General features: G+C 49.7%; 20 protein-coding genes. 1 reads left to right on the plus strand and 19 read right to left on the minus strand.

Annotation, left to right across the window (positions count from 1 at the left end; genetic code table 11):
- Positions 1-105: 105 nt before the first annotated feature.
- From DZK30_RS22935 to DZK30_RS22970, 8 genes are all read right to left on the minus strand, one after another.
- Entirely contained in the window at positions 106-597 is a 492-nt protein-coding gene (locus DZK30_RS22935; protein WP_118976526.1) for a hypothetical protein, read from the minus strand.
- A gap of 12 nt (positions 598-609) precedes the next feature.
- A complete protein-coding gene (locus DZK30_RS22940) occupies positions 610-840 on the minus strand; it encodes a hypothetical protein (RefSeq protein ID WP_118976527.1) in 231 nt (76 codons plus the stop codon).
- Between the two features lie 114 nt (positions 841-954).
- Positions 955-1179, minus strand: a complete 225-nt coding sequence (locus DZK30_RS22945) for a hypothetical protein (protein ID WP_118976528.1) — start codon at positions 1177-1179, stop codon at positions 955-957.
- Between the two features lie 201 nt (positions 1180-1380).
- Entirely contained in the window at positions 1381-1872 is a 492-nt protein-coding gene (locus tag DZK30_RS22950; protein WP_162903364.1) for a hypothetical protein, read from the minus strand.
- 7 nt (positions 1873-1879) lie between these two features.
- On the minus strand, positions 1880-6148 hold the full coding sequence (locus tag DZK30_RS22955; RefSeq protein ID WP_205529542.1) for a DUF6443 domain-containing protein: 4269 nt from the start codon (positions 6146-6148) through the stop codon (positions 1880-1882).
- A gap of 11 nt (positions 6149-6159) precedes the next feature.
- Complete coding sequence (locus tag DZK30_RS22960) at positions 6160-9579, minus strand: hypothetical protein (RefSeq protein ID WP_162903365.1); 3420 nt, start codon at positions 9577-9579, stop codon at positions 6160-6162.
- A gap of 50 nt (positions 9580-9629) precedes the next feature.
- Positions 9630-11171 carry a hypothetical protein gene (locus tag DZK30_RS22965; protein WP_162903366.1) on the minus strand — a complete coding sequence of 514 codons (1542 nt, stop codon included), beginning with the start codon at positions 11169-11171 and terminating at the stop codon, positions 9630-9632.
- Positions 11172-11303: 132 nt separating this feature from the next.
- Entirely contained in the window at positions 11304-14279 is a 2976-nt protein-coding gene (locus tag DZK30_RS22970) for a BamA/TamA family outer membrane protein (protein ID WP_162903367.1), read from the minus strand.
- A 70-nt stretch (positions 14280-14349) separates the two neighbouring features.
- On the opposite strand from DZK30_RS22970, the gene DZK30_RS22975 reads away from it, so the two are divergent.
- Entirely contained in the window at positions 14350-15216 is an 867-nt protein-coding gene (locus tag DZK30_RS22975; RefSeq protein WP_118976533.1) for a hypothetical protein, read from the plus strand.
- Between the two features lie 13 nt (positions 15217-15229).
- On the opposite strand, the gene DZK30_RS22980 is transcribed toward DZK30_RS22975, so the two are convergent.
- The 11 genes from DZK30_RS22980 to DZK30_RS23040 all read right to left on the minus strand — a co-directional run bounded on the left by DZK30_RS22980 (position 15230) and on the right by DZK30_RS23040 (position 23121).
- On the minus strand, positions 15230-15610 hold the full coding sequence (locus tag DZK30_RS22980; RefSeq protein ID WP_118976534.1) for a rhodanese-like domain-containing protein: 381 nt from the start codon (positions 15608-15610) through the stop codon (positions 15230-15232).
- Positions 15607-15909 carry a DUF3817 domain-containing protein gene (locus tag DZK30_RS22985; RefSeq protein ID WP_118976535.1) on the minus strand — a complete coding sequence of 101 codons (303 nt, stop codon included), beginning with the start codon at positions 15907-15909 and terminating at the stop codon, positions 15607-15609. The genes DZK30_RS22980 and DZK30_RS22985 overlap by 4 nt, the downstream gene beginning before the upstream one ends.
- Positions 15910-15911: 2 nt before the next feature.
- On the minus strand, positions 15912-16409 hold the full coding sequence (locus tag DZK30_RS22990) for a hypothetical protein (RefSeq protein WP_240432977.1): 498 nt from the start codon (positions 16407-16409) through the stop codon (positions 15912-15914).
- A 721-nt stretch (positions 16410-17130) separates the two neighbouring features.
- A complete protein-coding gene (locus tag DZK30_RS23000) occupies positions 17131-17721 on the minus strand; it encodes a TetR/AcrR family transcriptional regulator (RefSeq protein WP_118976558.1) in 591 nt (196 codons plus the stop codon).
- Between the two features lie 129 nt (positions 17722-17850).
- Positions 17851-19638, minus strand: a complete 1788-nt coding sequence (locus tag DZK30_RS23005; protein WP_162903368.1) for a T9SS type A sorting domain-containing protein — start codon at positions 19636-19638, stop codon at positions 17851-17853.
- A gap of 260 nt (positions 19639-19898) precedes the next feature.
- Entirely contained in the window at positions 19899-20315 is a 417-nt protein-coding gene (locus DZK30_RS23010) for an SRPBCC family protein (RefSeq protein WP_118976539.1), read from the minus strand.
- Between the two features lie 42 nt (positions 20316-20357).
- Positions 20358-20861: an SRPBCC family protein gene (locus DZK30_RS23015; RefSeq protein ID WP_118976540.1), complete on the minus strand. Its 504-nt coding sequence runs from the start codon at positions 20859-20861 to the stop codon at positions 20358-20360.
- Positions 20858-21178, minus strand: coding sequence for an ArsR/SmtB family transcription factor (locus tag DZK30_RS23020; protein ID WP_118976541.1), 321 nt, complete (start codon positions 21176-21178; stop codon positions 20858-20860). The genes DZK30_RS23015 and DZK30_RS23020 overlap by 4 nt, the downstream gene beginning before the upstream one ends.
- 120 nt (positions 21179-21298) lie before the next feature.
- Entirely contained in the window at positions 21299-21850 is a 552-nt protein-coding gene (locus DZK30_RS23025; RefSeq protein WP_118976542.1) for a hypothetical protein, read from the minus strand.
- An 82-nt stretch (positions 21851-21932) separates the two neighbouring features.
- The gene (locus DZK30_RS23030) at positions 21933-22373 is read right to left on the minus strand and encodes a hypothetical protein (RefSeq protein WP_118976543.1); all 441 of its coding nucleotides are present in this window, start codon (positions 22371-22373) and stop codon (positions 21933-21935) included.
- Between the two features lie 346 nt (positions 22374-22719).
- On the minus strand, positions 22720-23121 hold the full coding sequence (locus DZK30_RS23040) for a DUF6980 family protein (protein WP_118976545.1): 402 nt from the start codon (positions 23119-23121) through the stop codon (positions 22720-22722).
- Positions 23122-23326 lie beyond the last annotated feature (205 nt).

Raw genomic sequence — 23326 nt, forward strand, 5'->3', positions numbered from 1 at the left:
CGATTCGACCAAGGCCACAAGTTCTTACTTGGTGGCTGCTTTATTTTAGACACTATTTTCCCGCGTTTTGGAGTATCAAATTGTTGGCTTTGACAATACATAAATCTATTGTTTATCAATTATCATCCTTCTTTGAATATCAAATGTATCCGGGCTATCGTTATGACTATTATCGTAGTAATTTAATGTAAAAGTGTAATTAAATTCCTTATCGATTAAAAAACAAGTGTGCTGACTATCTTTTAAAGCAACGTTGAACGCAAATTCAAAAGTAGATTCAGTACTAACGTTATACATTCCACAATACTCATGTGCATCTGTATATATGTAGCAGTCTGAATTTTTATATTTATCATAAACCGCTTTAAGTAATGTAGATGCAAGAAAACTTTCAGCTTTACCAGATATTTGTTCACTATCATATTTGAATTTTGGAATTAATGCCCGGACCTTCTGAATAATTTCATCTGAAGCATCAAGATTGACATGGTTTAAGTCCTGTTTTTTAAAACCAGATTCAATAAATAATACTTCATAAGATGACAACATTGCCTTTCCCTTATTTTTTCTTAATAATCTTTTTAATGGCTTATTCATTTGAGTTGTTAATTAGTTGGTTTCATAATATGCCTTCCCTTTGGGTTGTTGCATCTGAGGCTTATTGTTATTTCCACTTCTATTTAATCCATCAGGTTGACTCGCATCTTTTTTAGTCTTCCCTGCTTCCCAATGTGGCGCACCCTGATGACTTTCGTCGTTCTTGGCATCCTGAACAGTATATTCACCATCTCTCGTTAAATAGACTTTGTCTTTAGATTTAGTCTTTTTATCTTGTACCAATGGTTGGCTTGTTGGTATTCCTCCTTTTTAAAATGATAAAAATCGGAGTACTCAACCCCGATTTCTATCATTTACATCACTTTTGAAATAATATTATATATGCGGAATTCCCAACTACTTTTTCCACTCTTTTATTTTAAATGAAGTTACAATTGAGTCTCTTGAAATTGAAAATTGTAGTGTTTTAACATAGACCGGATCTATATCGCTTCCATAATCTTCTGTGATTCTATAGGATATTATTGAATCCTCCAAGTAATTTGGTTCACCTAAAGAATCTATTAGTTGATTGTATTTTAACCCAATTAATTTATGATTTTTCATCAGATCATCTAACATTTTTTTTCGGTTAGGAGCGGAAATGCTAGATCTGTACTGGCATTCCATAGTACTTTATCAAATTTTTCTTTGTACTCACAAGAGTTAAGTAAAGCAAGGAGCATACAGATAGGTAATATACCCTTTGATCTCATGAGAATTTATTGATGTTTTTAAAGACGAATCTCTGCCATCACAGTTTTATCTGCATCAACGAGAAGCTTACTCGCGTCTTGGCCTACGCGTAAGTATGCTTAAGCGCTCAGATGCCTGCCATTCGATCCCATATCCCTTCCGTTGTTCAAATTCAGCCCAATTCTTCTTGTTTTCGAAATTATATACCCTTAAAATCAAGAATCCGTGGTCAAGCCATTTAGCCATGATGTCAAATTCATACGCATATTCCCTGTTAGGCAATGAACCCGGGCGATAGATGAATTTTACCGATACAATTTTGGACTTACCCAAGTTTTTAAATTTCGAAAAATTGTTGTCATCAAATACAGCTACTCCAGTGTTATAAGTAAAATTGATCGTGTCTACTCTGGCCTGGCTATCAATTGTATCTTTTACAATGATAATCGATTTGCTGATGTGCGAATACGTAGCTATCTCACCATCTATTGATATAATGAAACTCACATAATTGCAACTATTCTGAGCCGAAGCGCGGCAGCAGAAGAGCAATAGTAGAAAAACTGCGTATCTAGCCATAATTAGGTTATTTTACCATCTTTTTTAGGGCGCTCTTTTCCATTATCAGTAATTGGGTGCCAACATTACTATAAAATACCGCGCCTTGCTTAGGCATCACATCTTCTTTGGCTCCAGTGCTACCATTTGTTCTTTGGAATGGTGCTTCCAAATTTCCCACAATAATATTTATCTTTTGTGCTCTAAATAAAATTGGATCATCAGTACCTGGTTCAGTAGCAAGTGAAACATTTTCATATTTTCCTGGTCCAGGAACTTCGATATGCGTTTCATGTGAGTGAATGCCAACATTATTCTCATCGTCTATTATAGCCGGAAGTTTGGATCTGGATATAATTGTTCCATCGGGCTTGGTCTGTCTTTCTCCACTAGCTCCTCTTATGATTGTTCCATCTGCTTTTACCATCGATATTTCCTCGGCTGTCCCTCCGTTTTTATTTGTTCTATCCAAGACATCCAAAGATTCCTTTAAAACAGTTTTTGTAGTTTTAACGCCCGAACGCACCAGATCGGATTTCGTTGACGCCTTACTGCTGTTATTATCCGTTATCATGTCTATCTCTTTGTCGTCCGTAACAATATGTACGTTACCGTCTTTCCCATTCTCATCTTCGCCTAGCTTTTTACCTGTATTATTGAAATACTCCGTAGCTAACATCCCATCGGGATCAATAAACCTAACCGGGTTATTAAACGCATAGTTATAGGGAGAATACCGTCTCATAGATTCCGCCAAAGGATCGATACTTAGCCAACGACCTATCTGCGGATCATAGGGTCTCGCCCCATAGTCATACAGCTCCAATCCGAAATGCTTTTCCAATTCTTTACCGTTATACTTATACGGCTGCGCCTTATGGTTCCCATCGCGGTCTATATTTATCGTCAGGCCGAAGGGATAATAGTGATCCTCCTCCAATACTTTTCCGGTATAATGCTCAATCATGATGTTGTCGAACCATACATCTTTACCGATGCTCTGGTTGTCGACATAGACTAGCACATAGCCTTCACCATTGCTTACGACACCAATATCCGGGGGACCATTAAATTCAGGTATCGGCCCAAAGGTATTCCAGCCGTTGATGCTGCCGGAAGGTACCTGGGTTACGCTGCTACTCTTGTCCATCAGCTGCAGCTTGTTGTCAAAGAACAGTACATTCAAATGTGCCTTCGGTCGCTCCGGATCGTCGTTGGCCGACAGATTTTTGAGCTGACCAATCAGGGAAGGATTTGTCAAAGCATTTTTTACGATCCGTACATTTTCGGGCAGCTCTGCTATTGGTACACCGGCATAGGTATTGCCGCCCAGTAAGGCGTTCATCAGCGATTCGACCAATGCTTCGGGTTCGCTTTCGCCTCCAGAGACAAAATCACCTTCATAAAAGGCATCCGATTTAACGATAAAACGATCGCCGGGCATGGTCTTCAGCACAATGGCCGTCCCTACCCGCTTATCGCTGCCGTTCAGTTTGGCGGCCATACGGTCTTCGGGATCATTGCTGCCGGGCTTACTGTCCCGCACCGTGGGTATATTGTCAAAGACCAGTTGTTCGATACCGGCCAGGGCTATTTCGTGACGGGCCAGGTAAATTTCATCGATGGGTGTTGCATTAACCGTGCTGCGCACATTGCCCAGGGGATCTTTTACAAAATAATCGTATACAAACTTGGTTTCCCCTGAGCTGTTGGTTACCGGCCGTGCCCTGCCCTCGGCATTCAGGATATACTGCAGGGTATCGTTCTTATAGACGAAGTTACCAATATAATCATACATGTCCTTCACACCCGTGCTGTAGGTCTTCAGCTGCTTTTTCAGGCGATTGCCTGCAGCATCGTAAACATTGCTTATTTCTCCCTGCGGCAATGCTATAAAAGCTGGCTTATTCTGATCGGTGTAAGTGATCGGGCTGGCGATGCCTTTATTGGCATCGGTGAGCATATTGCCGTTGGGATCATAGCTATACTCCTGGCTCGAGTTGGCATTGTCTTTGAAATCGGGCAGCGACACTGTTGCAGATGGAGCCACTGCATCCTGCACTTTGACCAGGCGATTGCTAGCCGGCGCATAAGTATAGGTCAGTTGGTCCATGTCGATCGGGGTATTGATCCCCGGCGGATCGATGCCCCGCTGGTTCATGTGCAGGATATTGCCATTGGCATCGTAATCGATACCGGAGGCGGTATAATCGTAGGCGGCATGGGACCATTGGTTCAGGGTATTTTTTTGCCGGTATTCGGCATGGCTGAGCCGGTTCAGGTTATCGTAGCTGTAACCGTAAGCCTCTACAGGTGCATTATTGCCTGCCTTGCGCCAGGTGATGCCCGCAATATTGCCGTTAAACAGCCGGTTGGCAAATCCCTGATCATAGTATAGGTTTTCTTCGAATAAGTGCGTACTGTCCGGATCGTTATTGGCATTGGCCACATCGATATGGTTGAGGAAGCCACGTACATTATACTCCTGCAGCGTATTGCCCGCGGGCGTCTGCTTGGTGACCAGGCGGCCCATATGATCGTAAGAATAACCGGCCAGGGTATATTCGATACCGCCGTCGATCTGCTGCGTGATCTGTATCACCTGCGTTCCGCCGCTGCTGCCCATATTGCGGTCGGAGGTAGTGATGAGTTTGATCTGGGTATGCGCGCCGTCCGTGGCGCCGGCTACCGGCTTTGCATTGGGCTGCTCATGCCGTAGGATATTGCGCCAGAGCGCACCCTGGAAATAATAAATATTGGAGCTGATGTCCAGGCCGCCTTTACTGTTTTGCGCTTGTGATTGCAGCAGGCGGCCCTTGTCATCGTAATAATTGACCGTCGTCAACCAATCGCCCACACTGTTATCCGGCTGTATGATCCGCTGCTTGATACCTGTTATAGCGCCTTTACTTGATGATCCTATTTTCGGATAAACGATTTTCGGGCTACCCACGGGTACTTGCCCGGTGAATTGTGCGGGATCGAAATTGAAGCCGGGCAATTGGTCATAGTCATCATAATAGGTATAGCTCAGCAAAATGCAACCAGCAAGGTTCTCAGGGGGATAAACCTGCCAGAGGTCATAAGTTTTCAGATAGTACAGCAGATCGGTATTGGGCCAGGTTGAATTATCGTCTATATACTCTGCTGTTCGTTCCCGGCCGTGGCTACCATTCGCAATGCCGCTGGATAGCTCGCGATCCAGCGCGTCATAGGTGTGGAAGGTCCATTGCTGCCTTGCCCTTAGCTTGCCATCCTGGTAAAAGACCGGTCGGTTCCGTTTATCATAGATATAATATTCCACTTCTTTTCCCGGTATCTTTTTCTCTACCATACGGCCACGGGCATCGTACAAATAGCTATAGCAAAGACCGTCAGCTACAGCAGCAGAGATGCTCCAGGTATTGCCCGATTCGGTATGTTGTTCTACAGCCAGCGGCGGGATCACATAGCGCAGCCGCTGCATTTCATCATAGACATAATAGGTACAGGCATAGCCATTGTGGGCCGTCTGCGGCTGATGGTTGTCGTATATGTACACTTTCTTCAGTACTATCCTACCCTCTTTGTCTTTGTATTCCATGCCGAACTTGCCATCCTCGTCGGTAGTCGTCACAATGCTGATCTCTCCGGCATTATAATAGCTGTTGGAGACGGGCAGATCGGTTGCTCCGTTTCCAATGGTCCACAGCCTGATCTCGCTGGCTTCGTTAAAGCGGTATTCGAGGCGGGTCCCTCTCCCCGCGCCCACCCAGCCGGCGCCCGGCGGCAATTGCTTCAGCACGCGGTTTAATGGCGAGCTTTCGTACTCCGTCTTGCTATAAGGCTGTTCTCCCGTACCGTTGTAAAAATTACTCAGGTTGTAATAGCCTACGTGATCTGCCGTACCATCCGACAGGAATGGCTGCCTGATGTAGGGCAGGTATTGGTATTGTTCCCGGCCCAGCTCATCGTAAACATGCGGCTGTATGATATCGGCGCCGGTGGCATGGGCTTTCCGTAAGACGGTCTGCAGCGGACGGCCCAGGCCATCGACCAGCTCCCTACTTTGCTGGTAGGCCTCTGCTGGCGGCGGCCAGTTCTTGACCGGCACATAAGGTGCCTGTGTCGTGACCGCATTGTACAGCCGGTCTGCCGGTTCATCGTGCAGGTAAGGATAGGTCACCGTTCCGGAGTTGCTGATCGGCGTCTGCGGTATATTGGTCGTAGGATCGCTTAGCTGCTGGGCCGTTGCCGCTAAGGGCCCGGTCAATAAAGTAAGCAGTACAAGGCGCGTAATATTTATAGCTGATTTCATGGATAAACTATTTATTGAGCTACCTGGTATTGATAGTCGTTCTTTTTAAGGATGTTATCAAAATGATCTTTGACGTAACGGAGCCGGCCCAGGCCATCGAATTCAAATTTGGTCCCGAGGCCGTTGTCGCCCACTTTAGCTTTCATCCCTACACCGGGATCATGCGACATCGTTGCTATGGATGAGGCCTGGGGTCGTATCGTAACCTCGTCGATAATGCTGCCATTGCCGACCTGGATGCTGGCAATACCGTTGTGGTACAGCGTTTCGGACTGATAGGCCCAATCGGTGCCGTCAAACTGCCACCAGGTTTTCAGATAGGTGCCCGGCACGAGTGCCAGTCCGGCGATGGTAAATACACCGCTATAGCCATAGGAGCCGTATTTGGCCGTAGCTATCGCGCCGGAAGGCGCTTCCTCGAAGCCATTATAATATACTTCTCCCAGCTTCGCATTCTTCACGTAGGCGACCGGCAGCAGGGCGTTGTGCGCGTAGAGCATGCTGAAACTACGATCTGTTTCATCGGTCAGCTCGCTTAGCTGCCCGGTAGTGTTATAGGTTCTGTACTCGGCGTTAAAATGGTACCGGCTATCCTGGCTGAAGGCCGTTCCGGTAGATGTCGCCAGGTTCAGGTAAGGGATCGCTGCTGTGGTTTCCAGCGAAAAGCTTTTCCAGGGATAAACCCTACCGGAAGGGAATATTTTATAGGTGGTGAGTGCGGAACCCAGGATATATTCCTGGCCGCCTTTGATCACCGATTCTGTTTCCGATACCGGTACCCCCAACCGGTTTTGATGCTTCAGTTGATCCAGGGCGCTGGTCATGGCATCGCCCGAGGCGCTGGTTGCATAATCCAGGGGATAAGTGATCCGCTGCACCTTGATACTGCCATCGCTGGCGGTGGTTTGCGTGCGGGTCAATTGGATATGATCGGGATTATCGTAAAAATAGCTGGTCTCTTCGGTTTGCGTGCCGCCGTTAAGATAGGTTTTCGTTGTGCTTTTGTTTAAATAAGTCCACATGGAAAGAGCGTGTGTCATTGCATAAGTGAGCGTAGAGCCGTCGGCTCGGTAGATACAGTTCTGGAGCGAGCCAATCTTTACACTCCTGACGTCGGCAGAACTGGTCAATGCATTGGTGTACTCATTGATCTCCTCTTTTACCAGCACATTGCTCGTATTGTAATAAAGCGTACTGGAGGGCCGGCCTCTTGTCCAGGAATAATCCGTTGGTGTGCTGAAGGGAAAATGTTCTTCCTGGTTATCGTTGTGGAAAGTAAACCGGTGATCGATTGTGCCACCTTCGCCGTTGTTTCCTATTGTCTCCAGCACCCGGGTATAGGCCACTGCGCTGCCATCGCTAAAGCTAATACCGGTATTGCTTTGCGAAGTCAGGTTGACATAGTTATAAAAGATGCCGCAATCCGGAGCGCTATTGCCAAGACAGTCTTTACCATAACGGCTTTCATAAGTATACAGCGGCTCAGCCGGTATAATACCGGAGGACCTGTTTGCCTCGGTGGGATCGTCATAACTAAATTTGCGGACGGTATAACCGGTGAATTGGTCGTAATTCTTAATCGACTTGATACGTAGACCACCGGCTTTTGGTTTATAGCTATATTCCACCACTGTTGGGTATGTCGCCATGACTTTTCCGTAATCCAGGGTTTCGAAAGTGGTGATCGTAATTGTATAGGTGCCTGCCGCCAGAAACATATCCATTTCCTTCCATACAGTTGGGGCCCCATTCAAGCTCGTGTTAGGAGGCACGCCAGGTCCGTTCAGTGTCATTTGGGTCTGGCAAGGCTCAATGGTACAATTCTGGCCGCCATTGGGCGGGTTGCCGTCACAGTTATCCCTTTTCGTGGCAAAATGTACTACACCGGCTATCGCTGTGGTAAAGGTGCAGGTTGATGTGCCGGCGCCATTTTGCGTTGTGCGTCTTAGGCATTGAGCACCACCATTACCTAAAACCGGAGTCGAAACATTTGCTGCTGCTGTATTTTCACCAACCCTCCCGTAATCGTTGAGCTCGTAGGCAAATTCCGTAGCGCCGCCTGTGGGATAAACGATCTTGTTCAGCACACCGTTCAAAGTAACATTGGTAGGGCTCCGGTCTACATCCCCGATATATTGGCTGCCATACCAGATCTTGGGGAACAGCGACGCCGGGCTACCGGTAGTGTAAGCATAGCCCCAATGGTCCTTTCCCTTGCTGTTGATGGGCAGAATATTGCCGGGATTATAAAAGAATTTGTGCTTGTTGATGCTGCCGGTATTGTCGAACAGCTCAATGGAATCGAGCCGTAGCTTGTTGGCAGAAGCATAATAGCCATGATAAAATTTATAGCCCTGCTTCAGGGTATTGTCCTTACGGACCAGCACCATCGAATCGATCCGGAGCGATTCGTCGTTACGGGGCGCATAGACGAGCCGCAGGTCTTCAAAGGGTGTCTTGATCCTGGACACCAGCAATGAGCCGTAGTGGATCGTAGTATTGGTGGTGCTGCCGCCGGATTCTGACATGGTTGAGGTGGTCGTAGGTACACAGGTGGGACCGGGAAAAGGCGCGTCAATCGACTTCAGGTAGCGTTTGGTATAACTAAAGGTATTGACATCCAGCAGAAGATTGTCCTGGATGTATTCCAGCTCCACTTCGGTAATGTCATCGGGATTGCTGATCCTGGTCAGGTACCAATGGCCATCATAGGTCTCATTGGTAAAGGCATCGCCGGAAGAGGTGCTTTCAAAAGAGGTTTTGGCCTTCTGATCGAAGGTATATTTATAGCCCTGTTCGTCCGTAAGCAAAAAATAATAGCCGTCATTCGGCACGGGGATCTTCTCGATCTTCAGCTTCGAATAAGGTATGGTATAATACTGCCCGTCTTCGGGGTTGAAGAAGAATTTCCCGCTCCGGCCGTTAAAGCTGAAGGTGAAATTATCGGCCTGCAGGTCTACCAGGCCTTGCATGGCGCGGTAATAAATGTCGTTAAACGTGAGCGGGTGATAGTTGAAGCTATAGCTGCCGGCGATAATGGCATCATAGTTGGCATTAAAGCCATTGCTCAGTTTTTCATCAGGCAGGCCGTTGACCGTTTTCGATATATTTCCCATCAATGATACGGTCCAGTTCTGACCGGCGCTAGTAGCCCTTTCGTCTACGGGAATGCCTTTGTGGTCGTAGTTTAAGGAGATCGGATATTGTATGGTTGCGCCGGAAAGGGTAAACAGCGGTACGGTGATACCTACCTGGCCGGTCGACAGGTTGAGGTTGTAATTGCCGTACTTGCCGAGGTTCCCCGCTTCTGGGTCCGGCTTGATCTGCCTTTCGATTTTAGCGGAGGGATCTTGTGTTTGTGCATTTGTCTGTATCAGGCTCAGCGCTGCCGCAGCAAACAGACATAACTTCCGCAAGCCATTCTTTCTCATAATTAAGGGTTTGATTTTATTCTTTTCAGGTATAAAAAAGGTCATTAGGCCTATTTGCCCCAGCCAAAGCGCAGCATCCATGGGCTTCTCAGGCCTTCATGCTGCCACAAAAAGTTGTAACCGGCCAAGAGCGTGCCGCTCCAGCGGCTGTTGATCCGGTAGCGCTTCATCACACCGATATAGGCCGCTTGCTGCTGTCCGCCGAAGGCTTCTTTCAGCACGTTGTCGTTATTGGTATTGCCGGCTTGCGGCGTGGTTTGCTGCTCCGGCAGGTAGGCCCGGTTGCCGGGCCGGAAGCTACGCTCGTAGCCTGCCTGGAAGCTGAAGCCGTAGATCCATTTCCAGCCGGCAAAGGCTCTTGCGCTGATGCCTTCATAGCTCAGGTGTATGTTCTGCCAGTTCTGTCCCAGCCCGGTACTCAGGCCCAATCCCAGGCCATAGCTCAGGCGGGGCGTATGTTTGAAGGCTACCGCTACCCCCAGCTCCAGCATGGCCGGACGCAGACCGTCGGTGCCTGCCCGGCTGGTCTGGAAGTTGTATTGGGTCTCCAGCCGCTGCCAGAAAGGTTTGCCCCGCTCGGGGTTCTTTTTGAAGGCTGGCTTTTCGATATGCTTTAATTTATCCTTGGCCTGCCGGGCTTCCTGCAGGCCTTGCCTGGCCTCATCTACACTACTTTTCACTTCACCCAATTTGCCCTTGATGCCATCCAGTTTACCGGTATAGTCCTGCAGCTGCTGGCCCATTTGCTGCTGTACAGCGCCGAGGCTGCTGCCCAGCTTTTCCTGCAGCATGCTGTTCACCTGGTCTTTGGTCTGGAAGCCCATGCGCTGCAGGTCGGCAGCGGTGGCATTGTTACCGAGTCCGCCGAAGGCCTTGTCGCCGGTATTGAGGTAATCGGAAAAACCTTCGGTGCCCTGCAGGTATTCCATGGCTTTTTCTTCGGCCTCATCCGGATCGTCGGCAAGGGCTTTCCAGGATTTCATCTTTTCCTGGGCATAATAAACGTTTTTCTGCAACTGCGCCAGGCCACCGATGTTCTGGCCCTGGGCCAGCTGTTGCAGGGAAGAAGTTCGTTGCCGGATCAGCTCGTCCAGCTGCTGTTGTCCATTGAGTTGTTGCTGCAGCTGGTTCAGCTTATCGGTATAGGGCAGGTCCACGCCCGCTTTGCCGGCAAGGGAGGAGGCAGCGCCAAGCTTGCCCGATTGCTTTTGTAGAAACTGCTGCACACCCCGCAGGCTGTCGATCACTTTGTTCTTCTTTTGGGAAAGCTTTGCCAATGCAGTTGTATCATGGGACAAATGCGCGATAGAATCGTAGCTCAGCTTCTGGCTCATGTATTGCCGGTACAGGGCCGAGTCTTTGGCCGCCAGCCGGCGGGCCATTTTTTCCTCCTGCCTCCGTAGCCGCTTTAGCAGCCGCTCACGTATTTTACCCGAACGGTTAAGGTATTGCTGCAGGTCTTGGGTGCGGCCATCGAGGTAGGTGGTGGCCGCTGTTACTGATTCCTCCGCTTCCTGGGCAATGCTGCGCAGCGGTGCACAAATAAGCAGGGCAAGAATACCGGTCAATAGGTAAGCCCGGAATGAATTCATCGTTTCGTGTTTAGGTTTGCGCTGCTGCCCGGGCGCCGGCCTTTGGTCAGCATTACAGTATAAAAGTAAAAATTTTCAAAAAAAATACAAAAAATATAAATAAAATAATTTTCCCATTTTTAAAGCAAGAAACTACTTTATCGTCATCGACAAATACCATACCGGCTGCCTGTTGAAGTTCCCCGGCCAGGCCATATCAAAACGTAGCGGATAGCCTGCCAGCAGGGTCCTCGCACTGAAGCCGTAGGCATACAACGGTGTTTTCGTAGCCGGAAGGATCTTATCCTGCTGCGCCGCGGCCATATCGGCAAATAATCCCAATTGCAGGTTATACACGGCACTGATGCCGGTTTTTAAGGGGATCAGGTCACGGAACAACGGTACATAAAGATCGGCATTGAACAGGCAGAAACGGCTGCCGTAAAGGCTGTTCTGCTCATAGCCCCGCAAGGGCGTAACCAGCGACTGGAAGGCATAGCCACTCTGCTGCGGGAAGCGCACCGAAGTATCCACACGGGGTACAATATTGTTGTCCAGTCCGCCGAAGTTGTAGAGGATACGGCTTTGCCCGCCACTGTAGCCACCTTGTGCCTGTATCACGAATGTTATGTGCTTTACCAGCGGCCGGTGCCAGGCCAACTGACCACGCAATCCATACAATAGGGTCGATTGCTTACCGGTAGAGGCCATCCCGTCCAGGAGCATTTTGCCTTCCCAGCCCTGGTACAGGAATGGTATGGTAGGCTGCAGCTTACGTACCTGCAGGGCGAGGCTGCTGATGCTCCACCAGGATTGTAGGGCCTCAAAGTTGAGGCTGTAACGGTCGGTGGCCAGGAATACGGTACGATCGCGCCGGGCGGCGGTGGTAAAATCCAGCGACCAATCATAATGCAGGGGATAATGAAAGCCCAGCTCGTAGTAATGGGTCTTTACCTTGGCCGCCTGCGGATAGGGAAAACCGCGATTGTCTTTCCAGTCGCGGCCGGGATCGGGCTCCAGGCTTTCGACCTTGCGGAAGAACAGGATATGCCAGTCGAGCTTACGGGCAGTGTTTTCATAGCGGACAAAGAAGTCGCTGCCTTCGCTGCCGGCGGGCAGGCGATAGCCGATATTGAAATGATGATTTTCAAACAGGTCGCTGAAGCCTCCCTGGGCCATGGCGCCCACGGAAGGGAATTTGAAGGTGCCCAGGTAGGCCTGGAATGGCTGGTAGCGATTGATATAATAATCGTTGTTGATCTGGGCAGAGAAATAGGCGCTGTACAGCTGCAAGACATAGGGCCGTACTTTTTTGCCGGTATAAGCCAGCGCACGACGAATGCTGTCCTGCTGCCGGCCGGCTTGTCCCGGATCGCTTCCCGGGCTGAGAATGCCGCGCAGGACGGAGGGCTTGTCTTCTGCCTTCAGTTTACGCAACAGCGCATCAATGCTGTCTTTGGCCCTTTGCCGGGCCAGGTAATCCTTTAACCAGGGTGTTGCTGCTGTTGTGTGGGATGGCTCGGGTTGCGTTAAGGTAAGGGTATCTCGCTCCGGTATACCGCTACGGGTATGGGTCAGCGCCAGGCGGCCATCAGGCTGGCTTTCGGGATCATGCCAGGTAAAGTATGTGCTATCAGCCCGCAGCCGTTTGTCTGTGGTCTTGTCTGGTGTGCGGCCACCGGCAATGGTCTTGTAGTACAGGCCATATGTACGGGCAAGCGTATCCCGGTAATAGACACTGTCGGCCGGGTAGCCGGAGCGGTAAACCAGCAGATCGCCATCCAGCACGGTCGCTTCGTTATGGTCGCCAATGCCCGCTGTCAATGGGCTGTACCGGAGCCGCTGGGCATCAAAGGTCACGACATCGCTCCTGCCCCTGCGCCAGGCCGAGAGCAGGAAGCGGTTGTGTTCCCATTCGCTCAGGGTGCCGGCGCCATCCAGGCCATAGAGCGTACGGCTGTCGCGGTAACGGCCGGCAGCGTCGTATTCCATGATCTTCATTTTTCCTTTCTCCGGCAACAGCAGGTAAATGCCCCGCCCGTCTTTCTTCCAGCTAATGAGTGGGTAAAGGTCTTCGCTATGGTCTTCCAGCCAGGGCGGCATCAGGTATTGGGTAAAGGCCGGTGGCTTTTCCTTGTCTTTAGCCAAAAGCCGGCGTTCGGCCACATATACCCTGCGGCGGTTACCTTGCTGCAAGGTATATGCGACCTTGCTCCCATCGGGACTGTAGGCCAGGGCCTGCAACCGGGCCTGGTACAATTGTTCGAGGTAAGCAGGCAAGGTATCTTTATTATCGCCGGCGCTGGTAAACCGGTTGTGGTAAAAGGCCTGGCATTGTTGTGTGAGCGTGTCCTGCCGCCGTTTGGTTACCAGGCGGAGGGCCCGCGATAAGGTCTTCCCCTGGCGTAGTTGGAACAGCACCTGGCGTACGGCATCTTCCCGGTAGCGCTGCTGCAGGAAATAGCAAAAGGCCTGACCGGCCAGGGCGGGTTCTTTGGTAGAAAGCTGTTCCCAACCTGCTGCGGTATCGCATTGCTGCAAAGCCATGAAAGCTGCTTCTGCCGTACCGGGCCAACCCTGTGCGAAATAACAGATCGCACCCTGTCGGAACCATACAGGCAATTGTTGTTTGGTATTGGTCAGTTGCTCTTCCACATCGCCTTTCATTTGCTCTTCCCAGGTAAGGCGTACACAGGCCTCGGTAAGCTGTTGTCGGAACTTGTCGTAAGCGCCGTCAAAGGCCAGTAGCACGCGGCTGCCTTTAAGCTGGATGGTAGGAAAGGTTTGCTGCTGCTGATCGCTCAAGCCTATATTGGATTCGTAAAGCTGATCGATCGATGGGTAAATGACCAGGTTGGGTATATTTTTCAGGGGCACGCCCATCTCCTGCTTTACCCAGGCCATAATATCGGGTAGCTGCACCGATGCAAAGCTGGCCAGGCTGTCGTAACCTGCCGGGAAATACAGGTGAAAGGATGTCGTGTGCAGCGCCTTCCATTTATAATGATGGTATTGAAAACGGTTGTAAACGGCTGCCTGCTGTGCTTTCAGCCCGAAAGGAAACAATAGGGTTCCGATAAGCAGGGCAGCGCAAAGGCTGGAGAGATGGTGTCGTATTCCGGGAGTCATGATAAAAGGCGCCTGCAAAAATCAATAAATTATTCAGAAACCTGTAACATTGCATAGTTTTTTTACCACCATGAAAAAAAATATAGGATTTATTCTTTTTCTGTTAACACTGTGCGCCTTCAAGGGTCGCGCGCAACAGGTATGGGAGGGTGGTAAAGAAAAGCTGGAGGAGGTAAAGGAAAAAGGACAAAAGAAAGTGAGCCAACTTAAGCGCTGGCAGCAGCATGTCCGGGATTGGGGCCTGGATCCGGATTTCAATTATGCTTTATCGCTTTCTGGCCGGTTGAACACCAACGGCTGGAGTGGCGGGCTCTGCTACCTGCGCCAGAAGAGCGCGGGCAAAAAGGTGCTCTGGCAACTTCACTTTTCCGAGATCAAACACGAGAAGGAGGCCCGGCAACAACAAACGCGCAACCTCTATCCCGGACTTGGTCCTGCACGGTCTTACATATTTGGCAAGATCAACAATGCCTATACCCTGCAACTGGGCTATGGCCGGGAGCAAATGCTCTTCCCTGCCCTGCTCGATGGTAACCTCTCGGTAAGCCTGCGCTACGTTGCCGGACCAGCAATTGCCCTGCTGAAACCCTATTATCTCGATCTCATCTACGTCGATTATAACCCCGAACCGCAGGCCCATATCCAAACGGAACGGTACAGCAGCGGCAACAGCGACCATTTCCTGCAGCCGGGCTTTATCCAGGGCAGCAGCCAATGGAGCAAGGGCTTAGGTGAAATAAAATACGTACCCGGCCTGTTTGCCGAGCTGGCTTTTGCTATTGAGCCAGAAAAACCCAAAGCCTTTGTCAAGACCATCCTGATCGGCGGCAATGCCGCCTTTTATACTTCTTCTATCGGGATCATGGCCGAACGGAAGGCCTATCCCTACCAGGCCTCTTTCTTCGTGGGACTTATGCTGGGCAAACGCTGGCGCTGATAAACGGTCTCTTTTATTTTTTCTTTTGGGACAAGCGTACCCGCAACACTACCTGCTCCAGGTCGGTCCAGGCGCCGCCATTATAAACATGCCGGAAGCCCCGCTCCTGCAGCAGGCTTTGCACCTTTACGCTGCGCAGGCCATGCGAGCAGCAGGTAATATAAGTGCGGCCCGTATCCAGCGTTGCATAGCGCTCCCTGATGTTTCCCAGTGAAATATTGATGGCGCCTTCTATATGGCCGGTCGCAAATTCCTTTTCCGTACGCACATCGAGGATCACGGCGCCATGGGCGATCTGTTGCTCCAGACCTTTGTCCAGGTGGGCGAAACGATAGGTACGGTAAGCGATATAAGCCAGCAGGACCAGACCGGCAAGTATCATTCCTGTTTTCATAACCGTCGCAGTATCTTTTGGTCAATATAAAAAGTGCCAAAGGGGATCACGCAGGCCAGCAACACTTTCCAGGTGAGCGACCTGAAACGCCAGCCTTGTTCTACGCCCAGGCTCAGCGTGTTGAAAACGAACAGCAGGAAGAGTACACCGTGTACGGGTCCCAATGCCTGGGTGAGCCTGGCATCGCCGAAGCCATACTTGAGCGGTAAGGCGATAAAGAGGAGGGCCAGCAATGACAGCCCTTCGAAAAAGCCGATAAGGCGCAAACGACCGGTCTTGGTTTCGAATAAATGGAGCATGATTATCTGATATAAGGCCTGTGGGCCAGTGGAGAAAAAGGCCAGGGAATGGCCAGGAGTATGAGCAATAGTGCCAGGGAAAACCAGATCAGCATGGTCCTGAATTGCGCCCTGGCTTCTGTTCTGCGTTTGGCCAGCGCCGAGCCTATCGTTACGATCACGATGGCGGTCAGCATCATCAGAACATGGATCGTTCCGAAAAACATCGTGTCGTTGTCTTCCCGTGCCGTATCGAAGTGCTTCCAGAAATAATGGATGACAGGACTACGCCAATACAGCAGCATACCGATCAGGAGCTGGACATGCGCTATAGTTGCGGTCCAGTGGCGTACAGCGTTGTCTGTACGGGTGAAAGGTCTTCCAGAGACATACCCGGTGCCTGCCCTGAAAACGCCGTAGAGCAAAGCGGCCAGCACAAGCCAGCGTACTATGGAATGATAGAAAATAAGCGTCTGGTACATCCTCGTCGCATTAACAAGGCAAAGGTAAATCAAAAACATACTAACTGGTATGTTTTTATTGTAAAAAAAATCTGACGAATGTTTTTGTGCCCGAAATGCCGTCATGGGAATTAAATATCTCGCAATATCGCGCCGCAACGAGAAAAAAGAAGAGAACCGCAAAGGGCTCAAAGGCAAAGTAAGGATAAGAATAAACAGGCGCGATAAATGCTTCGTGTCTCGTGGGAAAAAATATATGACTTACAATACAATCTCCCCAAGCTAACAAGACTTGTACCCAGGATATTAGATGCTTCCATTGCTGTGCAGATGTCAGCATGACAATATTATGTTTATGGTTTACGGCTGCTCCAACTGTAAATGTCCCATTGTCATCCTGATCGTAGCTTGCGCAGCTTGCGGAGTGAAGGATCTCATTGTATCGAAGAAGAATATTAGCTACATTAAAGGGAAAAACGATCCTCTCAATTTAATGATATGTCCAGCACCGCAGTGGGCCATAAACAAAGCCTAGCTCTTCAAAAGATTCGTCTCTGCTATCGCAGATGCCGGATCGGGGTCCAGAATGACGACAGCGTTTGTAAAAGAAAGAACCAGAAGAACAAAACCGCAAAGAGCGCGAAGGTTACGCAAAGATCGCGAAGAAGCACCGCAGACAGAATAGCCAAGCACAACAAATACTTGTTGCCGCGGCAAAAACATTTCTCTGCGTCGCCGCGCCGCGGCGAGCAAAAATAGATAAGCACCACAGGCAAAGACATTACCGCAAGGTATCCAGGTATTGCCGCAAGCCCTTCAGAAAAGGCCGGTACACAGATTTGCTATGCGCCAGCTTACCGAAATTGCGGATACCCCAATAGCCCGACATGACCCATAACGCCACCTCACGGGCATTCACCTCTTTCCGTACCCATTTCTTTTTCTTCCCGTTTTCGATTAGCGTTATCATTGTCTCCTGCCATTGCTGCGTCAGCTCATCCAGGGCTTTGCTGAAATCCTTGTTCCAGGGCGTCATTTCCTGCGTGAGATTCGCCGCCGGACAACCATATTCTACTTTAAGGAAAGCATTTTTCATCAGCAATCCGTTCATCATATCATAGATAGCCTTAAGCGGATCGGCTTCTTTCTGCAACGGCTCTATAAAGCTGCTGTTCAGTACGGGCTTCAATACCTCGTTGATGATCGCCAGCCCCATTTCGTCCTTATTCTTAAAATGGTAGTAAAAGGCGCCTTTGGTCACCTGCGTCGTCGCCAGTATATCGTCGATGCTGGTGGTCCGGTAGCCGTTGGTATAGATCAGCTCAAAGGCCTTCTGTAAGATATCTTTTCTTGTTGCTTCGGCTTTTTTCATAAAAAGATACCGGTTGGTCTCTTTTACAAAAGAAAGCAATATTCATTGTTCCGTCAAAAATAATGGAGCAATTGTAAAAGCCATGCAAGGACCTGAATTCCTTGCATGGCTTTTTGATAAGTATGGGCACTATCGACGCACAAAGGATGTCGTTCCCTTCAACGTTCCATCCCACCACTGTACATAATACAGGCCGGGTGCAAACTGCGCCAGGGACACAGATAGCACTTTTTCCCTTACCGCGCTGCTCCACAAGATCCGGCCGGCGATATCGGTGATCCGTAAAGTCCCACCTGTTGTGGACAGGCTTAGGGTAACTTGTCCGGATGCCGGGTTGGGATAGACAGAAAGCCTGCCTTCGCTCTTTTGCGGTCCGGTACCGATACCGGTGGTACCGCTTTGGAACTCGTATGCACCAATGTCGATGCGTCCCTGCGCAATACGGGTGCGATTGGCTATGTCCAGCGATAAGGTAGCGCACAGCGCGGTATCGCCTTTATTGACACAGGGGGAGGTATTCTTTAAGCCGAAGTTAGCCGCTGTAGCATCGGTGATCATCCCTGATGTAATGGTGGGCGACTGCATTCCGGGATCGCTACCCATAATATTGTGCGTGGTATCGCCCGCAATACTCACGAAGCCGTAAGTGCCGCCGATCATCGCCGATACAGGGCTGTTGGTGAAATTGTGATCGAATACGATACGGGTGCGCTTCTCGGCGAAAATATCTTTGGTAGCGAAGAACGAGACGTTGCTCTGAAAGATATTATTCTTGACCAGGAGCTTGACGGTATCGGTCAATGATCCCCCATTGTGCGTGCCAACGTATATGGCCTTTCCATGATTTCGCGAAACATTGTTGATCATGGTATTGTTGGTGATCACAGCGCTGACGCCTTCCAGGTTGATCGCGCCGCCTTTATAAGTCGATTCATTATTGGCCATGACATTGTTACGGATACGGACCGGTGCGGTAGTCCCATAGATCGCGATCGCGCCACCGCCATTGTCGCAGAGATGCGCGCCCCAGGCAAAATTATTGCTGATAAAATTGTTGTCGATGTCTATGGGTCCGTTTACATCCATGATGTATAAGGCGCCGGCCCGCTCCCCTTCATTACGGTACAGCTTGTTGTTCCTGATGACCAATTCATCGGTCCAGCCCGCAAATATCGCACCGCCATACCGCCCCAGCCTGTCGTCGGCCGGGTTATCATATACCTCGCAGCGCTCCACGGTCATGCGTCCCCCGGCGATGTAAATGGGTTGCGTGTTCCATTCGGTGCCGTAGATCTTGCTATTGCGCAGGTACGACATACCCGCCGTCTCCGCTCTGAATACATACCCGCCATAAACGGCATGTCCCCGGTTCTTGTAGAATTCACAGCTGTCGACGACAACAGAGACCGCCGGATCTTCCGACTTGAGCCATACCGGGGCCATATCCCGGTTGTGTGTGAAATAGCAATGAACAATACGCAGGCTGCGTTCGGTGCAAATGCCATCGGCATATTCGTAGGCATTTTTAATATCCCTGACGTCGCAATAGCGGAAGATGGAAGAATCGACGCCGCTGCCAGCCGGAGAAAAATGGATACCGCGCCAGCCGCCATGGCCCACCATAATGTTACCCCAACCCGTGGTGTCTTTGGCCCGGAAGCTGATCCGCTGCGCCTCTTTGCCATTGGCCAGCAACGATCCGTTGACGGTGATCAGGTAAGGACCGTCTACAAGTACCTGGACGCCGGGATCAATGCGCAGCTTGCTGCCGGCCGGAACCGTAAGATCGGCCTTGACGATATAGGGAGAGCCGGATAGCGTCCAGGCGCCGCTGACCGTGGGACCGGTTACATTGGTTTGCGCCTGCACCGGCAATAGGGCCGATACCAGCGCGATCGCTAAGTAGATCTTTTTCATTTGGTTTGGTTTTGCTTGAATGGTTAAGAAAAAAGATAAAGGATAGCTGGTTCTATACAAAAGCCTTGGGTAGGGAACCCGGCGCTTTCTTTCCAAGACCTCTCCGCCGCTACTCCCTGTTGGTACAGGAAAACCTGTATTTTTCCTGTACGGGATATGCCCAGGTACGGGCATAAGAAAGCCGGGCGCTGAGGCCCGGCTTTACATATTGCCTTGGTATCGGGTCAGGCGTTGGCTGGGCCAACAATACCCGGCAGGTGTTAATGCGACTCCGCGTACTTCTTAAAGTTATCGAGGATGGCCTGCCATCCGCCTTGCTGCATCTCTACAGGATTTTGATCCTCGGCATCGAAGGCAACCACAGCTTCGGTTTGGTTACCCTGGTCGTTGAAGCGTACATGTACCTTGCGGCCATCCGCTATGGTATAGGTAAATTCCTTGCCTTCCACCACGTTGTCGTATATCGCTTCGAAGTCGAAGCCCCAGCTGCCGTCTTTGGCTTCCATGCGGGCGCTGTACTTACCACCGGGCCGCATATCGTTTGCAGCGTGGGGGCATTGCCAGTCGTCCGATGCGAAATTCCATTTGGTGATGTGTTCCGGATTGTTGTAATAATCCCATACTTTTTGGGCGTCTGCCGCGATAAGGGCCTGGACGGTGATCTGCTTTGCGCTCATTTGCTTTATGTTTTAGAGAGATGTATCGTGTGAAAAAATTGGTTATCGGACAAGGCTGGCCAGCAGCTCGTCCAGGCGTTCCAGCGTGGAGGTAAGCCCTTCCTGCATGCCCATTTGTATCACCGTTTCCAGATCGGCCAGCGACCGGTAGGTTACTATAGTATCCACTCGGGCATGTTCACCCAGATCGGCAAAGGTAACGTCCCAGTTGGCGCGGGGCAGCTGCGGGTTCAGCTCGCCATTCGCATCGCAAAAGGCATCCAGGGCGGTATAGCTTTCGATAGGCATGATCTTCAGGTAGTCCATGCGACCCCAGTATTCCGTACCGTTGGGATCAATCATGGCATACAGCCAGTAGCCGCCTTCGCTGAAGTCCATGGATTTGGTCCTGGTGGTAAAGGGTTTGGGGGCAAACCACTGGTCCAGCAGCTCGCTTTTGGTGTAAGCGTCCCAAACCAGCTGGCGGTCGGCCTGGAATTCTTTTCTGACGGTGATCGTGTTCTTTTCCCTGTCTACAAGGAAATCAAAGGGCAGGCTGTTCCTCATTTGTTTTGCTGCTTTAAGGTTAACAATAAACTGTCGAGCTGGCTGAAGCGGTCTTCCCATATTTTGCGGAATTGCTCCAGCCATTTATCGATCTCTTTCATTTTGGCGATTTCAAGTTGGTAATAGATCTCCCTTCCTTCCTGGCGTGGCTGCACCAGCTCGCATTCCGTCAGTATCTTCAGGTGCTTGGATACTGCCTGGCGCGTGGTATCGAAGTGTGCCGCGATTGCGTTGGGCGTCATGGCCTGCACAGCGATCAGGGCAATGATCGCTCTCCGGGTGGGATCGGCTATGGCCTGGAAAATATCTCTTCTCATAGATTCAGCAACTAATCAGTTGCAAATATAAATGCAACTTTTCGGTTTCGCAAAATTTTTCTGAAGATTTTTTGTTTTCTTAACCCTGGCAATAGTAACGGGAAGATGTTATCTCATGATTCATGGCTTCCGGGTCTGAACGATAAAAAGGGTAACAGGATCTCTTTTGTCTTCGGAAAAAGATAAAGGCCTGGTTTGGATCACACTGCTAACGCGACCAGATAGCTGATGAAGACAAGCGGGATTATTGGTAATGGGCTTATCGCCAATCTTGAAAAAATAATCGGGCCCGGCCTTTCCTATTGCTTTGTGCAAAGCCCGTTCTGAAATGGTGTCGACCCTATCCCTGGTAAACACGAAGATAATACCACCAGGATAAGGCGCACCCGGGTAGCGGTAAACAAAAGCGCTACTGCATGACACCCTACCCTTATCTGCTTCCTGCGGAGAAACCTCTTTTTCCCAAAAGATACAGCCGACAGACCCGGGATCGACAGATACCAGGTTTTCGATACGCTCACTTCCGTTCAGAATGATAAGAGGCCTGGGGCAAGTATCGCACTTCCCGGCAACAAGCTCCGGGTGGGATGAAGGCTGGGCGCCATCGTATCTGCCGGGTTTCGTAACCGAACAGCAGGTAAAAAGAATCAAGCCAAAGATGGTGTACTTCATATGCACTATCCATACGGTAACATTAAGCAAGACACGCTATAACTGTCCGGATACCTGTTTTTCCTGACAGTAATCCCCGCTCCTATCCGGTACGTCGCATGCCAATACAGGTTCTCACGCCATAGATCATTACCATCGAGGCGCGGCCGGTTTCTATGAAATAAGGAAGAGCGGTACCATCCGCCGATAAGATGCTGCCCATCGTCCAGGGCGATTGCTGATAGCCTTTGAAATCACCGTATCCCTTATCCAGGGCATGCATCAGCGAACCTGAAGTAAGATTGCCCTGCGCCATGGTAATGAGCCGCCGCGTGGTCAGCAGACTGTATTGATCTGCGCCGATGATCACGGAGCAGATCAACTGCTCCGGTCCGGCCATAGCGATTTCTAGCCAGGGATAGGCTGCCAGATGATCGTCACCGGTTTCGTAGAACCGGGTCCACCGGAAGTCGTAAGGCTTGATAGTAGCGCGACGTATTGCCGCCAGGCATATATTGTGTATGGTATTGTCTGAACGTTGCATGGCAAATGACAGGGAAATAAGTTGTCACTAATCAGGCTGCAGCATAGGATTAACACCGATCATGCCGTATCCAAAACCGATCCCGATCAACTTATCATCTCTGAACTTATAATAAAATATTTGGTTGGGCGTGAAGGGTACCTCGTGTCTGACGCCTTTCTCAAAATAAAAATATACAATGCCTTTAAAAGAGAACCTACGAAAGTATTCCAGGTGTGCTTCCTTCCATACCCGCTTGATATCATCTTATGGATGTTTTGATAGGAAAGGTAATGTTAGGAGCAACCATTTTTGACATTGACAAAAGAAGCTGGACACGCGAACGCTTTCGTGCGTCATAAGAGCACTATACGCTTCCGGAAGCACACCTGGCTACAGGAACAGGATAACCCGATAAATCTTTTCCACACCAGGGACAATATGCAATTTTTATATAGGAGGCACCGCCATCGTGAATCGGTATACCAAACGTTTTATGCCCTTTGTTATAGGTCATTATCCGGTCAACATTTCCCTCTATATTCCTTAATTTATCTTCAACGAGACGATAGGCCATTGACAAACAGCAAAAGCGCTTATAGTGGATACCAGCTTCTTTAATTTTCTGCTTCAGGTACCAATCGCCACAATCGTTATCATCGTGTAAAGCTTCCTGATATTTTTCATACTCAGGTGCCTCCCACTCTTGCTTAGACAATGGGAATTGATTAAATCGTTTATACAGCTTTTTAAATGTTTTCAGGTCCATGCTTGTTATGCTGAATATTCAAAATTGACGCGAGCCGACGCGATGCTAATTGGCCAAAAAGTGAATCAGTGACGCGGGTTGAATTGAAAGCTTCCCTCAGTTAGTAACGTTTAAAACTAAGTCATTCCACTCAAATCTATGATCCTTGAGGAATGTCGGAAGGGCGTAGCCCTGAAGACGTTCCTCAAGGAATGCAACAGGCGGT

Source organism: Taibaiella koreensis (genome assembly GCF_003545715.1).
Taxonomy (GTDB): domain Bacteria; phylum Bacteroidota; class Bacteroidia; order Chitinophagales; family Chitinophagaceae; genus Taibaiella; species Taibaiella koreensis.

What these genes read in the sequence shown, in the direction of transcription:
- DZK30_RS22935 (WP_118976526.1), bottom strand. Translation starts at nt 597, where the DNA reads ATGAATAAGCCATTAAAAAGATTATTAAGAAAAAATAAGGGAAAGGCA.
- DZK30_RS22945 (WP_118976528.1), bottom strand. Translation starts at nt 1,179, where the DNA reads ATGTTAGATGATCTGATGAAAAATCATAAATTAATTGGGTTAAAATAC.
- DZK30_RS22950 (WP_162903364.1), bottom strand. Translation starts at nt 1,872, where the DNA reads ATGGCTAGATACGCAGTTTTTCTACTATTGCTCTTCTGCTGCCGCGCT.
- DZK30_RS22955 (WP_205529542.1), bottom strand. Translation starts at nt 6,148, where the DNA reads ATGAAATCAGCTATAAATATTACGCGCCTTGTACTGCTTACTTTATTG.
- DZK30_RS22960 (WP_162903365.1), bottom strand. Translation starts at nt 9,579, where the DNA reads ATGAGAAAGAATGGCTTGCGGAAGTTATGTCTGTTTGCTGCGGCAGCG.
- DZK30_RS22965 (WP_162903366.1), bottom strand. Translation starts at nt 11,171, where the DNA reads ATGAATTCATTCCGGGCTTACCTATTGACCGGTATTCTTGCCCTGCTT.
- DZK30_RS22970 (WP_162903367.1), bottom strand. Translation starts at nt 14,279, where the DNA reads ATGACTCCCGGAATACGACACCATCTCTCCAGCCTTTGCGCTGCCCTG.
- DZK30_RS22975 (WP_118976533.1), top strand. Translation starts at nt 14,350, where the DNA reads ATGAAAAAAAATATAGGATTTATTCTTTTTCTGTTAACACTGTGCGCC.
- DZK30_RS22980 (WP_118976534.1), bottom strand. Translation starts at nt 15,610, where the DNA reads ATGAAAACAGGAATGATACTTGCCGGTCTGGTCCTGCTGGCTTATATC.
- DZK30_RS22985 (WP_118976535.1), bottom strand. Translation starts at nt 15,909, where the DNA reads ATGCTCCATTTATTCGAAACCAAGACCGGTCGTTTGCGCCTTATCGGC.
- DZK30_RS22990 (WP_240432977.1), bottom strand. Translation starts at nt 16,409, where the DNA reads ATGTTTTTGATTTACCTTTGCCTTGTTAATGCGACGAGGATGTACCAG.
- DZK30_RS23000 (WP_118976558.1), bottom strand. Translation starts at nt 17,721, where the DNA reads ATGAAAAAAGCCGAAGCAACAAGAAAAGATATCTTACAGAAGGCCTTT.
- DZK30_RS23005 (WP_162903368.1), bottom strand. Translation starts at nt 19,638, where the DNA reads ATGAAAAAGATCTACTTAGCGATCGCGCTGGTATCGGCCCTATTGCCG.
- DZK30_RS23010 (WP_118976539.1), bottom strand. Translation starts at nt 20,315, where the DNA reads ATGAGCGCAAAGCAGATCACCGTCCAGGCCCTTATCGCGGCAGACGCC.
- DZK30_RS23015 (WP_118976540.1), bottom strand. Translation starts at nt 20,861, where the DNA reads ATGAGGAACAGCCTGCCCTTTGATTTCCTTGTAGACAGGGAAAAGAAC.
- DZK30_RS23020 (WP_118976541.1), bottom strand. Translation starts at nt 21,178, where the DNA reads ATGAGAAGAGATATTTTCCAGGCCATAGCCGATCCCACCCGGAGAGCG.
- DZK30_RS23025 (WP_118976542.1), bottom strand. Translation starts at nt 21,850, where the DNA reads ATGAAGTACACCATCTTTGGCTTGATTCTTTTTACCTGCTGTTCGGTT.
- DZK30_RS23030 (WP_118976543.1), bottom strand. Translation starts at nt 22,373, where the DNA reads ATGCAACGTTCAGACAATACCATACACAATATATGCCTGGCGGCAATA.
- DZK30_RS23040 (WP_118976545.1), bottom strand. Translation starts at nt 23,121, where the DNA reads ATGGACCTGAAAACATTTAAAAAGCTGTATAAACGATTTAATCAATTC.